The sequence below is a fragment of the Pseudomonas sp. NPDC089758 genome (assembly GCF_044748705.1).
Lineage (GTDB): Bacteria > Pseudomonadota > Gammaproteobacteria > Pseudomonadales > Pseudomonadaceae > Aquipseudomonas > Aquipseudomonas putida_X.
The window spans coordinates 58,390-74,981 of record NZ_JBIVGN010000024.1 but is presented as its reverse complement, the minus strand read 5'-3'; the positions used below and the strand labels follow the sequence as shown (position 1 = coordinate 74,981).

The window sequence follows — 16,592 nt, the reverse complement described above, 5'->3', positions numbered from 1 at the left end:
TCGCACGAGTGGCATTCGCCCTGATGAGAAATCAGGACGAATACGTTACCAAAGGCGGGAAAATGGCTTGCTGATAACCATAGAATCTCCCACAGAAACCGCGCAGTTCTTGAGGCTTGCGCTATCCCTGCAGGACCCGGCGTGCCGGCGATGGATACAGCGCAATCCTGGAGGCCTACGCAGTACCTGCAGGAGCCGGCTTGCCGGCGATGGGCTGCATGGCAGCCCTGATTACGCTGGCTGAAATCAGTACGTTGCCCGTACCGTCAGCATGAAGTTGCGCGGATCGCCGTAGTAGTTGCCATAGGTCGAGGTACCGACGGTCTGGTAGTACTTCTTGTCGAACAGGTTGTTGCCGTTGAGAGTCACGTTCCAGTGCTCGTCGATGCGGTAGTCGACCATCGCATTCCAGATCGCATACCCGCTCTGCTGGTATTCGAAAGGCACATTGGACTGCACCACGTTGCCCAGGCCGTCATAGGTCGCAGCAGTACCGCTGACCTTGGTCGCGCTCTGGATGTCCACACCACCCCCGACGCGGAAGTCGTTCAACACACCGGGCAGGCGGTAGGTGGTGAACAGCTTGGCCATGTGCTTGGGCGTGACCGTGCTCAACGCAGAGCCAGTGTCGCGGTTCTTGTTGATGTTCAGGGTGTAGCTGGCCATCATCATCCAATCCGGCAGGATTTCGCCGGAGATTTCCATGTCGATGCCCTTGCTGATGGTTTCCCCACCATTGACGTAACAGCAGTTACCGCCGAATGCCACCTGGCTCAACGGGTAGTTCGGGTCCTGCACCGCCTGGTCTTCACGCTTGGTGTAGTACAACGCGATACTGGTGTTGACCGCGCCGCCAAACAGCTCGCCCTTCAGACCGGTCTCATAGGTTTTGCCGGTCATCGGGTCCAGCGTGCTGCCGGAGGTCGCAGGCCCCGCCAGCAGGTTTTGCTGTGGCTTGAAGATCTCGGCGTAGCTGGCATAAGCGGCCCACTCGTCCGTCAGGTCATAGACGATGCCACCAAACGGGGTGACTTTGGTCGGCTCGCGCATGTCCACCCGCGACTGCTGGGTCCAGGTCCCGGCGGCGTCTGCCGTCTGGTAGGTCTGGTCGAACTTGTAGCGCTGTGCCCGGGCACCGACGATCAGGTGCAACGGCTCGGCCAGTTGCAGGCGCAGGCTCGAGTACAAGCCATATTGAGTCTGGCTGTTGGGTTTGTAGTCGCGGCTGATGGCCGGGCGGGCGCCAGGATCATCCCATGGGGTGGAGTCCGGGTCGAACACATTGACCGGGCCGCCGGCAGTGGTGAAGCGGCCAGTGCCGCGCCAGCGGCTGTCGATCTCTTGATAGTCACCCCCCACCACCAGGCGGTGGTCGAGGCCGAACATGCTGAAGTCGCCGGAGACGTTGACGTCCCAGAGGTTCTGCTCGCTCCACTGGGTGTTGTAGGTGCCGTAGCGGGTCACGCCGGTGCCGGTGACCGGGTTTACCGAGCCCAGCGTAGTGGCGTTGTTGGTGGTGATGGTGTCGTAGATGTTGGTGTAGCTCAGGTTGAGCTTCCAGTCATCGTTCAGGCGATGGTCGACCTTGGCGAAGTACTCGCGGGAAAAGCCGTCCGCGTACGCCCAGGTGGTAGACAGCCCGGTATGGCGTGGCAGGCCAAGGTCGGCACCGTCGCTGTAGCGTGGCACGGCCGAGGCGGTGCCGGTCTCGTGGACCTTGTTGAAACGCAAGCCGGCGGTGAGCATGGTGTCGTCGGTGACATCGGCTTCAAGCACGCCATAGAAGAACGGCTTGTCGGTGGCACGGTTGTCGACGAAGTACTGGCGGTCCTGATAGGCCACCACCATACGGCCGCGCAGCTTGCCATCGAAGCCCAGCGGCCCGGTCACGTCCAGCTCGCTGCGGTAGTTGTCCCAGCTGCCCGCCGAGGCGGTGAACTTGAGCTGGTAGAAGTCCAGCGGGCGCTTGCGCACCAGGTTGATGATACCGCCCGGGTCACCGGTGCCGCCAAACAGCGCGCTGGCGCCACGCAGTACTTCCACGTGGTCGAATTCGGCGATGTCGTAAATGTTCGACGCGTAGAAGCTGCCAGCGGTGGTACCCAACGCCATGGGTGCGGCACCGTCGAGCTGGATGTTCTGGATCGGGAAGCCGCGCGAGTAGAAGTCCTGGATACGGAAGGTGTTGCTCTGCACCGTCACACCCGGCACGGCCTTCATCGCATCGTTGATGTCGGTGAACTGGCGGTCTTCGATGACCTGGCGGGTGATCACCGACACCGATTGTGGGGTTTCTTTCAACGAGGTCGGGCTTTTCGAGCCGACGCTGGTCAGGCCCGGCGTGTAGGAGCCAGTGTTCTCGGTCGCCTGGCCCATGCCCTGGCCCATGATGGTGGTTTCGCCAATGACCAGCGCACCGGCGCCGACGTCACTGGTGTCGGTGCTGATCAGCAGGACCGAATTGTTCTCGATACGGTACGTAAGGCCTGCGCCTTCCAGCAGTTGCGACAGGGCCTGGTCCGGCTCCATGGTGCCGCTGACCTTCGGTGCACGCTTGCCGCTGACCAGGTCGGGCGAGTAGACCATCTGCAGGCCGGTCTGCTGGCCAAGGGCGATCAGTGCCTGGTCCAGCGGTTGGGCTGCGATGTCCACCGCCACTGGCTGGGCATGGGCGTGGGCCATGGCCAGGCTCAGCACCAGTGCCGAAGCACGCAGGCTCCACTTCGATGGCCCGGCGGCCAAGGCTGCCCCCTTGTTTCGCATACGTTTGGACTTCATGTGCGCGACTGACTCCGAATGTTCTATGAGTGTGTAGGTGACGGTCTCGACGTACCGTTTCTATAAGAGCCTTACGCGTTCGAGCGACACGTTTTCAGCGGCCTACAGGTAAGACGCACGAACGTTAAAAAAACTGATAACTTTTTTCATTTACGTTCAAGGTTTCGCAGGCACGGGGTGCTGGAGCTAGCGCTCATGAGAGGCAAGTTGGAGGCTGGTGGCGGTCAGGTGAGCGATTGGGGCCGCTTTGCGGCCCATCGCCGGCAAGCCGGCGCCCACTGGGATCGCGCCAGCTTTTAGACGTTGAGCAAAAAGCCCAACCCTTGATGGCCAGCCCTGGCATACCGCCGTTCTTGAGCGCTGCGCGGTAGGGGGTGGGAGCCGGCTTGCCGGCGATTGGGCCGCAAAGCGGCCCTATGAACGCTGATCGAGCTATACCGTGACGTTCTTCGCCTTGGCCAGCATCTGCTCTTTTTCCTCAGGGCTCATGCGCTCCAGTTGCAGGCGCGCCTGGGCAATCTTGAGCAACTGCCCGCGGTTTGCCTCGTTGGCCTGCAAGGCCTCGGCCAGCCCCGCCACGGTGGGGTGCTCGAAGACCAGCGCCGGCGCCACTTCACAGTTCAGCAACTTACGAATCCCAGCCACTAGCTTGATGATCAGCAGCGAATGGCCGCCGGCCGCGAAGAAGTCGGTGTGGATACCGATGCTGTCGCGCCCGAGCAACTGCGCCATGCGCTGGGCCAGCAATGTCTGCAATGCGTCCTGCGGAGCATCCTGCTGGCCGTCCTCCTGCGGCATTTCCAGCAGCGCGCGACGGTCGAGCTTGCCGTTGGCCAGGCGCGGCAGGCTGGGCAGGCGACGCAGCTGGGTTGGCACCATGGCCGCTGGCAGGCACTCGGCCAGCCGCGCACGCAGCGAGGCTTCATCGAGCCCATGGCCTTCGCCGTGCACGACGTAGCAAGCCAGCAGCTCCAACTGCCCGGGCTGGGTTTCAACCGCCAGCACCGCACCTTGAGCAACCCCATCGACCTCCAGCAGGCGCGCTTCCACTTCGGCCAACTCGACACGGAACCCGCGGATCTTCACCTGATGATCCTGCCGGCCCTGCAGCAGGATGCTGCCATCGGCCTGGTAACGGGCCAGATCACCGCTGCGGTACAGGCGCTCGCCGGCTTGCAAGGGGTTGTCGATAAAGCGCGACGCGCCCTGCTCGCCCCCCAGATAACCCCGGCACAGCTGGCGCCCGGCCACATGCAGTTCACCCAGCTCACCAACGCCCGCCAGTTGCCCAGCAGGCGTCAGCACGTAAACGCGGTTGCCGGCCAGCACTTGGCCCAGGCTCGCCATCGGCGCGTCGGCCCGCAGTGGCTGGACCAGCACGCCGACCGTGGCTTCGGTCGGGCCATAGTGGTTGAACACCCGAGCCTGAGGCGCCAGCCGTGCGATGCGCGCCAGCAACTGCACACTCGGCGCTTCGCCGCCCAGGACCAGGGTCGCTGGCAGGCAAGGCTGCGCGCTGTCGAGCAGCGCCGCCAGGTGCGACGGCACGATCTTCAGGCAATCGATACCTTCGTCACGCACGAACGCGGCAAACGCTGGCGGGTCCTGCATCACGGCGTCGCTGGCAACGTGCAACGTGGCGCCAACCTGCAAGGCGCCGAACAGGCTGGTGTGGCCGAGGTCAGCCGCCACCGTGGCGCTGAACGCAAAGTGCCTGCAGGCCGAAAGGTCCAACGCCTGCTCAGCGGCCTGCAGGTACCCGGCCAGTTGCCCATGTTCGATGACCACCCCCTTGGGCTCACCGGTCGAACCTGAGGTAAACAGTACATAGGCCGCCGTATTGGGCGTGAGCACGTGCGCCTCGAATGGCGCTGAGGTGCCCGCGAGCTGCTCGAACAGCGTGGCATCGACCTGCAACTGCGCGCCGGCCAAGCGGCTGACGTGCTCGCGTCGCGCAGCGGGCCAGAGTGGGTCCAGCGGCAGGTACGCAGCGCCGCACTTCCAGCAGGCCAGCACCGCCGCCAGCCAGTGCACCGAGCGCGGCAGGGCCAGGCCGACCACGCTGGCATTGCCAATGCCCTGGGCCTGCAGGTGGGCGGCCAACGCCGTGGCCAGCTGGTCGAGCTGCTGCCAGCTCCACCCCTGCCCTTGTTCGATGATCGCCAGCGCCTGGGGCTGTTCGCGCACCCAGCGGGCGACCCGCTCGGGCAGCAGTTCGGTGACAGCAGGCAGTGCGGCCTGGGCGTTACGCTCAAGCACCAGACGACGCTGTCGTTCACCGGCAATGCCCAGGCTGACCAAGCTCGCGTCGGGCGTCTGGGCAATGCTTGCCAGCAGCGTGGCGTATTGTTCGAGCAGGAGCTGCGCCAGTGCCGGGCTGTGCCACGCGGCCCAGTACTGCAACAGCGCCTGTGGCGCTGCGTGGTCGCTGTCGACCTGCAGCAGCAGGTCGGGGCCCGCCATCGGCGCGTCAATGCCCACCACCTGCCAACCACCGGCCAGCGGCGGGCAGGCGGGGGTCAGGCAAAAGCCAATGGCGGCAGGCGCCAGCGCGGGCGTCTGCTCGGGGCTGAAGTATTCCTGCCAAGCCGCATGCTGCTCCAGCTGCGCAGCCAGGCCGTGCAGCCAGGTACGCAGTGGCTGCTCGGCCTGGTAGTCGAGCAGCACCGGCAACTGCTTGTGGTACACCCCGGCGCTGCCGGCGAAATAGGCGTAGTCGCCACGGCTGTCGTGGCACCAGTTCACCACCTGCGCAGGCTGGCCATCGAGCCGCGCCAGCAGCAGCCACCAGGCTGCCTGCAGCACCCTGTCCAAGGGCAGGCCAAGCCCGGCCAGGCGTGTCAAAACGTCGGGGTCGAGGTCTGTGCGGGCCTGCGCGCGCTCACCCCGTGGGCTGCCTGGCGCTGGGCGCCAGGGCAGTTGCTGGGCGCTCGCGGGCTTGCCGTTCAGCGCGTTCCAGTAGCTGCGCGCGGTGCTGGCGTCTTCATCCACCACCACCTCGCTGCGCCACTGCAGGTATTGTTCGAAATCGCCCTCTTCGGTTGTTTCCAGAACGCCTTGGCAGATCGCCGCAAGGCTTGCAGCCAGCGCCGGCAGGCTGGCAGTGTCGACCAGCGCTGCCAGTACACCCAGCACCAACTGGCAGCTCCCCTCGGCCTGCTCGCACACCAGCACGGCAACGCCCGCACCGGCCTGCACATCCACCTCACGCTCGAACCAGGCCTGGCGGCCGGCGCTATCGCCCGCCGCCAGCCACGTCAGTTCCACCCCCGCGGCCTCGCGCTCAAAAAACTGACGCAAGCCGCGATAACCTGCGGCTTGGCCGAAGCGCAGGCGCAGCGCGTCATGCTGGCCCTGCCACTGCTGCAGGGCGGCCTGCAGTGCGGCGGGCACCGGCACGTTGTCGAGCTGCAAGGTGATGCAGCGCGCCGCGTCCTGCCAGCGGGCAGGCAGTGCAGTCAGCTCGAGCGACTGCATGGGCAACAACTGCAGGCCACTCGTTTCGGCAGTGATGTTCATGCTTGCACTCCTGTGCGATTCAAGGTGAGGGCTTCAAGGTCGGCACGTTGCATCATGTCGCCCATGGCGACGACGATCTTGCGTGGCCCCTGGAACGGGTCGCGGGCGTGTGCCGCCAGCATGTTGTCGAGCAGGATCACATCACCGGCCTGCCAATCGAAACGCACCGCACAGGCCTCGTACAGCTCACCGATCAACGCCATGTCGGCGTCTTCGATCGGGCTGCCATCGCCGTAGTAGACCTGACGCGGCATGCGCTCCAGGCCATACAACGCCAACAGGTCCTCGCGCACGTCGGCATCCAGGCAGAACACGTGGTGCAGCTGCACCTGGTTGAAGAAACTCTTCTCACCACTGACCGGGTGCTCGATCACCGCCGGGCAAGGTGTGCGGATCTGCAGTTCGTCGTTGTCCAGCCAGCGCCACTGGATACCCGACGCCTGGCAACGGCGCTCGACATCGGCACGCGAGTCGGTCTTGAAAAAATGCTGCCAGGACACGTCCAGCTTGTCGGTGAACGTACGGACGTAAAGCAGGCCTTTGTCCTCGAAACGCTGGCGCAGGGGCGCGGGCAAGCGCTGGTACATCTGCCGGCAATCGACCACCGGGGTGGCCCCCCCCACCGGCGACGGCAGCTCGCAGAAAAACAGCTGCTTGCGCGGCCAGCGGTCCTGGTGGGCACTTTCGTTATGGAACAGGATCATCTTCTGTTCCGGATACGGCGTGGAGCGGTAGGTGTTCTTACCGCCTTCCTTCTTCGGCAGGTCGCCGTACTGGCCGTATAGCCCGGGCTGCACCGCCTCGGCGAAGGCTTCGAAATCCTGTGGGGTCTGCAAGCCAAAACCGCGGAACAGAATGCCGCCATGAACCACCAGTTTGCGCTCGACCTCGGCACGGTGCTTGACCACCCAGTCGGTCAGGCTCACGCCAGGGTCGACCGGTTCGATCAACAACGGAAACGCCTGCCCCGGTACCAGTGCAGCCTCGCGCACTGCGCTGGCCGGCCGGGGTGGCGTGCCGGCGCCGCGCTTGAGGAAGCTGCCCAGCTTGTCCTTCTTCGGTTGCCCGCCGGCAGCGGCAGGCGCCGCCACGATTTCACTGTGAACCGCCATAGTGATCTCTCTCAGTTGAATGTGTGGGTTGCCCAGCACCTGGCCCAGGATGTCCAGCCAGCCACGCAGCAGTGCCTGGACCCGTTCTGCCCTGAACAGCTCCGTGGCGTACTGCCAGGTGACGCGCCAGCCGTCCGCGACCGGGTCGATGAACAGCGCCATGTCGAATTTCGAATAGCCGCCCGCCTGCGGCAGTACCTGCACACTCAGGTCGGCCAGGCCGCCGTGCGCCACCGGCATGTCGTTCATCACGAACAGCACCTGTACCAGTGGGTTCATGCCGGGGTGGCGCGGCGCGCCAGCAGCCTCGACGATCAGGTCGAACGGCAGTGCCTGCTGCTCGCTGGCATCGAGCAAGGTGGTGCGGGTGCGCGCCAGCCACGCGGCGAAGTCCAGTCGTTCGTCCAGTTGCGAGCGCAGTGGCAGAACATTGACGAAGAAGCCGATCAGCGCCTCGAGGTCGGGGTGTTCGCGGCCTGCGACATCAGCCCCCAGCAGTAGATCGTGCTGGCCGCTGGCGCGGTGCATCAGCAGTTGGAACGCCGCCAGCAGCAGCATGTAGGGCGTCACACCCAGCTGTGCGGCGCGTTCACGTACCGCCACGACCGTAGCCGGCGGCAGGTCGTGATACAGGTTTTCACCCGCCTGGGAGGCCTTGGCCGGGCGCGGCAAATCAGTCGGCAACTGCAAGCGCCCGCTGCTGCCTTGCAGCGCCGTGCGCCACCACTGCGCCGGGGCCTGCAGCAACCCGGCACGCTCGCGCTCGGCCTGCCACAGCGCATAGTCGGAGTACTGCAGCGCCAGCGGCGCCAGCGCGGGCGCTTGGCCACGGGCAAGGGCGCTGTAGCTGGCGATCAGTTCGTTGACCATCAGCGCCATCGACCAACCATCGGAAATGATGTGGTGCAGGTTGAGCAGCAGCACATGGGCGTCACCGGACAAGCGCAGCAGGCGTGCACGCAGCATCGGCGCCTGGTCCAGGGGCACCGGCTGACGCACGTTGGCCAGTTGCGCTTCAAGCACGCGCAGCTGCTGCTCGGCGGCAGGCAACGGGCTCAGGTCGTCCACGGGCAGGTTCAGGTCTACCGCAGCCTGGATCAGCAGCAGCGGCTCACCTTCGTCGTCACAGCCCACCGCGCTACGCAGCACTTCGTGGCGCTGCACCAGCACCTGCAACGCCTGCTTCAGGCATTCGGGCTGCAACGGCCCGTCCAGGCGCAGGCCCAGCGGCATGCCGTACGCCCCGCTGCCCTGGGCAAACTGTTCGGCAATCCACAACCGGCGCTGGGCCAGCGACAGCGGTGCACTGGCCTTGTCGCCCAGGGCGCGTAGTTGCGGGCCGGAATCGCTCACCGGCTGTGCCTGGCGCAGGCACTGAGCGAAATCACACAAGCGCGGGGCGCTGAACAGGTCGCGCACACTGACGCCGGTGTGGCCATCGCGGTGCAGGCGCGCCACCACCTGCGTGGCCAGCAGTGAGTGGCCACCGGCCTCGAAGAAGTGCTCGAAACGGCCCACTGCTGGTCTGCCCAGCACACTGGCCCAGGCCTCGGCGACCTCGCATTCGAGCGCATCCAGCGGTGCACTGAACGCCTCTTCAGGGGTGTCGGCCTCGATCGCCGGCAATGCCTTGCGGTCGACCTTGCCGTTGGGGTTAAGCGGCAAACTGTCGAGCAGCTGCAGGCGTGACGGCACCATGTAGGGCGGCAGCGCGGCGCGCAACGCGTCGAGGATGCGCTGACGCAGGCCGGCATCAGCGTGCGAACCGCTGACCGGTACCAGCCAGGCCGCCAGGTACAGGTCGGCACCTTGACCGCCCGGCATCACCACCGCCTCGCGCACCTCAGGCAGCGCCAGCAGGCAGGCTTCGACTTCGCCGGGCTCGACGCGGAAGCCGCGGATTTTCACCTGGTGGTCCAGGCGGCCGATGAACACCAGCTCGCCACTGGCCTGCTGGCGCACCAGGTCACCCGTGCGGTACAGGCGGCCACCGCCGACCGTGTCGTACGGGTCGGGCACGAAGCGTTCAGCGGTCAGCGCCGCCTGGCCGAAGTAACCACGCGCCAGGCAAGGGCCGCCGATATACAGCTCGCCGTCAGTGCCGGTGTCGAGCAGTTGCAAGGCAGCATCGAGCAGGTAAGCGGTGCGCCCCGGCACCGGTGTTCCGATCGGTGCATAGCCAGTGTCGATGCGGGTCAACCCGTCGGCCTGCCACAGCAGCGGGGTGATCACGGTTTCGGTAGGGCCGTAACCATTGACGATACGCTGGGGCTGCAAATGGGCCTGGATTCGCTCGAAGCCTTCGCGCGACAGTGCCTCCCCGGCTACGTTCAGGCAGCGCACCGGCAGTGCCCGGCCCTGCTGATGCGCCCATTCGGCCAGCTGACAGGCGTATTGGGTTGGGAAGTAGACCACGCTGGCGCGCTCGCGCTCGATCACCTCGAAGGCCTGGGCTGCAGTCCAGATATCATCGCCACGCACGATGCAGCAGGCGCCCTGGCTCAGCGGCAGCAACCACTGCTCAGTGCCCCAGTCGAAGTTGATCGAAGCGAAGTGCACGAAGCGGTCCTGCGCCGTCACCTGGTACTGGCCGACCATGGTCGCGATGTGCGCGGCGATGGCGCCATGGGTCAGGGCCACACCCTTGGGGCGACCGGTGGAGCCGGAGGTGTAGATCAACCCCAGCAGGTTGTCGGCGCTGGCGCGCGGCACAGGGTTGGCGTCCAGCGGCGCCAGCGGCTGGTCCAGCCACAACCACTCGGCTGCGCCTGCCAGCGCCAGTGGCTGCGCGGCGGTGCGGGTGCCCAGCACCAGCCTGACGGCGCTGTCGTCGAGCATGTCCTGCAGGCGCTGACGCGGGTAGTGCGGGTCCAGCGGCACGTAGCCGGCACCGGCCTTGAGGATCGCCAGCAGGCCAACGACCATCGCCAGGCCTCGCTCGCTGCACAGGCCTACCAGGTCTTCGGGGCCGATACCCCGCGCGATCAACTGGTGCGCCCACGCGTTGGCCAAGCCGTTGAGCTGGCCGTAGTCCAGCGTGCCGTCGTCGGCGACCAAGGCCACGGCCTGCGGGTTGCGAGCCGCCTGGGCCTCGATCAGCTGGTGCACACCCCGTGCCGGCACACTGCGGTCGGCGGCCTGCCATTGCCCCTGGCAACGCTGACGGCTGGCGGCATCCAGCAGGCTGAGCTCAGCCAGGCATGGATTACCCGCGCCAGCGAGCGCCTGCAGCAGGTGGCCAAACTGCTCGGCCAGGCGCTGCACGTCGGCCAGGCTGAAGGCGTCGTGGCGCACGCGATAGTCGACCTGCAACTGCTCACCCATGCCCACTGACAGGGTCAGGGCGTAGTGGGGTTGCTCGTGGCTGTCCGGCACACCGAAGCGCGGCCCGTCACCGCCACCTTGCAGCACCTCGGCCACGGGGTAGTTCTCGAACGCCAGCAAGGTGTCGAACAGTGCCTCGCCTGCTCTGCCCGCCCAGCGCTGGATGTCGGCCAGTGGCGTGTACTCGTGCTCGCGCAGTGCCAGGTTGCTGGCCTGCAGCTGTTGCAGCCAGTCATCAAGACGCTGCTCAAGGCGCGGGGCAGCCACCAATGGCACGGTGTTGATGAACAGCCCCAGTTGCGCCTCGATGCCCGGCACCTGAGCAGGCCGCCCCGATACCGACACACCGACGCAAACGGTGTCCTGACGGCAGTGCCGTTGCAGCAGCAAGAGCCAGGCCGCCTGCACCAAGGTATTGACGGTAACCTTGCGCGCCCGCGCCGCCGCCTTGATCTGCGCCGATGCCGCACTGCCAAGGCGTTGCTGCCACAGGCCGTAGGCAGGCGGTTCAACACTGCGGCGCTGGCTGGCGAGCAGTGTCGGCGCCTGCATGCCCTGCAGTTGCGCCTGCCAGAACGACTGGTCCTGCTGGCGGTCACGCGCGGCCAGCCAGGCCAGGTAGGTGCGAGGGTGCGCAGGTGCCTGGCGGGGTGTCTGGCCGCTGTAGCGTTGCATCACTTCAGCCAGCAACCGGGCATGGCTCCAGCCATCGAGCAGCAGGTGGTGATGGGTGTAGATCATGTGCCAGCGCTGCTCGCCCAGGCGCACCAGGGTAATGCCCAGCAAGGGCGCCTGATCCGTCGCGGTCATGGCCAGGCGCTGCTGCTCGGCGAGGCTGTGCAGGTGGTCGGCCGACGCGGCCTGGTCGCGCCAGTCGAGTTGGCTGAACGGCAGCTGCACCTGGCGGCGGATCACCTGCACCGGTTGCTGCACGCCCACCGGCCAGTGAAAGCTGGCACGCAGCCCCGGGTGGGCGTCCAGCGCCGCCTGCCAGGCCGCCTGGAAACGTTGTGGGTCGAGCTGGTCGATGTCCAGGCGCAACTGGTTGATGTAGTCGCCGGGTGCGGCCGCATGCAGGCAATGGAACAGCAGGCCCTGTTGCAAGGGAGACAGCGGCAGGATGTCCTCCACCTGAGCGAGCTCCACTGCCAGAGCGGCGAGCCCGCTGCTGTCCAGTTGGCTTAGCGGGAAATCAGACGGCGTGGCACTGGCGACCCCCGGTTGCAGGCAGTGATCGACCAAGGCGCGCAGCTGGGTGGCGAAATCGCTGGCCAGGGCGTCGATGGTGACCTCGTCGTACATCGCCTGGCTGTAGCCGAAACTGATGCCCAGCTCGCCCTGGTACACCTGCCCTTCCACGCTCAGCCAGTTGGCCAGCGGCGCGTCGCTATCCTGCCCCTGCCCGGCCCCGCGAGGGTCGGGCTGCCACAGCGCGCCCTTGTCGAACTGGCTGTCGAACTGGCCCAGGTAGTTGAACGTCACCCGCGGTTGCGCCTGGCGCGCCAGTTGCTCGCGTTGCGCCGGTGTGCCCAGATAACGCAGCACGCCGTAGCCCAGGCCACGCTGGGGTACTGCGCGCAGTTGTTCCTTGATGGCCGCGATGCAGGCGCCGGGCTGTGCTTGCGGGCGCAGGGCGACCGGATACAGGCTGGTGAACCAGCCCACGGTACGGGTCAGGTCGATATCGTCGAACAGCGCTTCACGGCCATGCCCTTCGAGCTGCACCAGTACCTGCTGCTCGCCGCTCCAGTTGCACAGGGCCCGGGCCAGGGCCGCCAGCAGCAGGTCGTTGACCTGCGTACGGTAGGCACTGGGCGCCTGTTGCAGCAGGGCCTGGGTAAAGGCCGGCGGGAAACTGACCCGTACCTTGCGCTCATCGGCCACGCGCGTCTGTGTTACCGCCCGGTCACGTGGCAGCGCCTGCGCCCCGGCCTCGCCAAGCGCCAGCCAGTAGTCGAGCTGCCCCGCACAGGCGTCGGCATGCCCGGCCAGGCGCTCGGCCCAGGCCTGGTAGCTGCTGGTCCGGGCAGGCAGCGGCTGGCCCAGGCAGGCACGTTGCAGGTCTTCGAGCAGAATGCGCCAGGAAACGCCATCGACCACCAGATGGTGGATCACCAGCAGCAGGCGCTGGCTGCCATCGGCCATGGCCACCAGCATCGCCGCCAGCAATGGCCCCTGATCGAGCTGCAGACTGCGCTGGGCCTCATCGCACAAGGCAGCCAGCGCTTGCTCGCTGCCTGCCTGACGCTGCCAGAGCTGCGGCACGCCAGCAGAGGCCGGCGCGTGGTGCTGCTGCCATTGGCCATCGGCCTGGGTGAAGCGCAGGCGCAAGGCGTCGTGCTGCGCCACCACCTGAGCCAGGGCCTGCTGTACCTGCGCCCCTTGCAGCGGCTCACGGGGCACCAGCAGCACGGCCTGGTTCCAGTGCTGGCGCACCGGCATGGGCGTGTCGAAAAACTGCAGCTGCACCGGGGTCAGGCGTGCCTCGCCCTCAGCCGGGCGCTGGTCGGCCTGACGGCTGTCCACGCTGCCCGCAGCCTGGGCCAGAGCGCGCAGCGTCTGGTGCTGGAACAGGTCGCGCGGACTGAGCGCCAGCCCGGCCTGACGGGCGCGGCTGACGACCTGGATGGCAATGATCGAATCGCCGCCGAGTTCGAAGAAGTTGTCATCCAGGCCCACCTGCGCGGTGCCCAGCACCTCGCTCCAGACCTTCGCCAGCTCGCGTTCGGCCGCGCTCTGCGGGGCAACATGGTCACCCTGTGCCCCGGCCTCGGGCTGGGGCAGAGCCTTGCGATCGAGCTTGCCGTTGGGTGTCAGCGGCAGGGCATCCAGTGGCAGCAGCTGGCTGGGCACCATGAATTCGGGCAGGCTTTGCAGCAGCCAGTCCTTGAGCTGCCCTTGCCAGCCCTCAGGCGTGGCATTGAGCACCAGATAGGCGACCAAGCGGCGACCATCGAGGGCCAGCACCACACACTCGCGCACCAGCGCATGCTCGGCCAGACGCGCCTCGATCTCACCCAACTCGATGCGCAACCCGCGGATTTTCACCTGGTGATCGAACCGCCCCAGGTACTCGATCACACCGTCGCCACGCTGGCGCACCCGGTCACCCGTACGGTAGAGGCGCTCGCCGCTGACGAACGGGGCTGCGACGAAACGCTCGGCGGTCAGCCCGGGACGGCGGTGGTAGCCGCGCGCCAGGCCCACCCCGCCCAGGTACAACTCACCGGCCACACCGATCGGGACGGGCTCAAGACCGGCGTCGAGGACATAGGTGCGGATATTGGCGATCGGCTGGCCGATAGGCACGCTGTCCCTGCCCTCTTCGACGCAGGTCCAGTGGGTGACATCGATGGCAGCCTCGGTGGGGCCATACAGGTTGTAGAGGCTCGCTGCCGGCAAGCGCGCGAACACCTGGCGCTGGGCATCCACCGGCAACGCTTCGCCGCTGCAGACGATGCGCGAGACGGTGCTGCAGGCCTGCACACCGGGCTCGTGAATGAAGGCCTGCAGCATCGACGGCACGAAGTGCAGGGTGGTCACCCGGTAGCGCTCGATGGCGCGGATCAGGCGTTGCGGGTCGCGGTGCTCGCCCGGCGCCGCGATGGCCAGACGGGCGCCGGTCATCAACGGCCAGAAGAACTCCCACACCGACACGTCGAAGCTGAACGGGGTTTTCTGCAGCACCGTATCGCTGGCGTCCAGGCCATAAGCCTGTTGCATCCAGCACAAGCGGTTGGTCAGCGCCTGGTGGCTGTTGCCCGCGCCCTTGGGGCGCCCCGTGGAGCCCGAGGTGTAAATGACATAGGCCAACTGCGTCGGCTCTACCTTGAGCCCTGGGGTGCTGTCCGGCATGGCGTCCAGCACCAGGGTATCGAGCGCCACGCACTGCACACCGTGCGGCAGCGGCAGGCTGTCGAGCAGCGCCTGCTGGGTCAGCAGCAGGCCAATGCCGCTGTCTTCGATCATGTAGGCCAGGCGTTCCTCAGGGTACTCCGGGTCCAGTGGCACGTAGGCGCCCCCGGCCTTGAGAATCCCCAGCAAGGCTACGACCATCTCGATGCTGCGCTGCGCCGCGACACCGACCAGGCTGTCGGCGCCCACCCCCTGGCCGCGCAGGTAGTGGGCCAGGCGATTGGCCCGGGCATCGAGCTCGGCATAGCTGAGCAGGCTATCGTCGAACAGCAATGCCGGCGCGTGCGGGGTGCGCTGCACCTGAGCCTCGATCAACTCATGCACGCCAGACTGCAGCGGGTAGCTGGCAGCTGTGGCGTTCCAGTCCTGCAGCACCCGGTGGCGGGTGGCCTGGTCGAGCATGGGCAGTTGCCACAGCGACCGTGCAGGGTCCGCCACCAACTCACGCAGCACGGTGAGCCAGTGCCCCGCCATGCGTTCGATGGTCGCTGCCTCGAACAGGTCGGTCGCGTACGTGAACGCAGCGCGCAGCACGCCACCCTGCTCGTACGTGTCCAGGCTCAGATCGAACTGGGTGGTGCGGCTGCGCCACTCCAGTGCGGACAGCTCCAGGCCAGAGCCCAACGTCACCGCCGCCAGGTCGGCGACCTGCGGCTGGTGGTTGTACATCACCTGGAACAACGGCGCGTGGCTCAGGTTGCGCTCCACCTTCAACGCATCGACCAGGCGCTCGAACGGCAGGTCCTGGTGGGCCTGGGCGCCCAGCACGGTCTGCCGCACGGCCTGCAGATAGGCCAGGGCGTCAGTTTGGGTATCCGGCTGCAGGCGCAATACCAGGGTGTTGACGAACAGGCCGATCAGCCCCTCGACTTCAGCACGGTTGCGGTTGGCCACCGGGCTGCCGATGCGCAGGTCGCACTGGCCGGTGTAACGCTGCAGCAGCACGCCGAAAGCACCGAGCAGCACCATGAACAGCGTCAGGTTGTGCCGCGCCGCAAAACTACGCAGTTGCTGAGCGAGCGCCGAGTCCACCACCAGCTCCTGGCGGCTGCCTGCAAAACTTGGCGAGGCCGGGCGTGGGCGGTCGAGCGGCAACTCCAGCACCGGCTGCTCGTCACCCAAGGTGGCTTGCCAGTACGCCAGCTGGCGTTCGAGCTCGCCGGCTTCGAGCCAGCGCCGCTGCCAGAGCGCGTAATCGACATACTGGATCGGCAGCGCCGGCAGTTGCGGCTGGGTGCCAGCGGCGCAGGCGTCATAGCAGTGGCTGAATTCGTCGATCAGCACGTTCATCGACCAACCGTCAGCGACGATGTGGTGCAGCGTGAGCAGCAGCACGTGTTCCTGCTCAGCCAATTGCAGCAGGCGGATGCGCAGCAACGGGCCATGCTCCAGGTCGAAGGGGCGCAACGACTCGGCCTCGATCTCGGCTTGTACCCGGCCCTGGCGGGCGTCTTCGGCAAGCTCGCGAAGGTCCAGACGCTGGATCTGCGGCGCGGCCGGGCGGTGAACCTGGCACAGGCGCTCATCGGCCTGCTGCTGGAACACGCAGGTCAGGGTCTGGTGGCGTTCGAGCAGGCAAGTGAACGCCTGCTGCAGGGCCGCCTCGTCGAGCACCCCCTTGAGGCGGACCGCACCTGGCAGGTTATAGGCACCGCCCTGCGGGTCCAGTTGCCAGAGCACCCACATGCGTTGCTGGGCGAACGACGGAGCAAGCCGGTCCTCGGCCGCCACTGCGGCCGGAATCGGGAACTGGGAAAAGTCGATGCCCTCTCTGGCCAGGGTTTCAAGGAACAGGCGGCGCTTTTCCAGCGGCAATTCAATGAAACGGCGGGCCAGTTGCAGGGACTTTTCGGGATTCATCAGCTTGCTTTCCGTACGAGTGGGGTACCACGGGCAGTGCCCGGCTATCCCTACGAAACGGATACAACCTGCAAAAAATTACCA

At 66.5% G+C, this 16,592-nt stretch carries 3 protein-coding genes; all 3 read right to left on the bottom strand.

Going from position 1 to position 16,592, the window contains the following annotated elements:
- Positions 1 to 246 precede the first annotated feature (246 nt).
- A complete protein-coding gene (locus tag ACIPZH_RS24270) occupies positions 247 to 2,778 on the bottom strand; it encodes a TonB-dependent siderophore receptor (protein WP_400638124.1) in 2,532 nt (843 codons plus the stop codon).
- 432 nt (positions 2,779 to 3,210) lie between these two features.
- Positions 3,211 to 6,297 (bottom strand): amino acid adenylation domain-containing protein, encoded by a 3,087-nt coding sequence (locus ACIPZH_RS24265; protein WP_400638123.1) that lies wholly within the window; start codon positions 6,295 to 6,297, stop codon positions 3,211 to 3,213.
- Complete coding sequence (locus ACIPZH_RS24260; RefSeq protein WP_400638121.1) at positions 6,294 to 16,508, bottom strand: amino acid adenylation domain-containing protein; 10,215 nt, start codon at positions 16,506 to 16,508, stop codon at positions 6,294 to 6,296. The genes ACIPZH_RS24265 and ACIPZH_RS24260 overlap by 4 nt, the downstream gene beginning before the upstream one ends.
- Positions 16,509 to 16,592: the final 84 nt, after the last annotated feature.

Excerpts from the sequence above, each read along its gene's own strand:
- ACIPZH_RS24265 (WP_400638123.1), bottom strand. The coding sequence starts at position 6,297 with ATGAACATCACTGCCGAAACGAGTGGCCTGCAGTTGTTGCCCATGCAG.
- ACIPZH_RS24260 (WP_400638121.1), bottom strand. The coding sequence starts at position 16,508 with ATGAATCCCGAAAAGTCCCTGCAACTGGCCCGCCGTTTCATTGAATTG.
- ACIPZH_RS24270 (WP_400638124.1), bottom strand. The coding sequence starts at position 2,778 with ATGAAGTCCAAACGTATGCGAAACAAGGGGGCAGCCTTGGCCGCCGGG.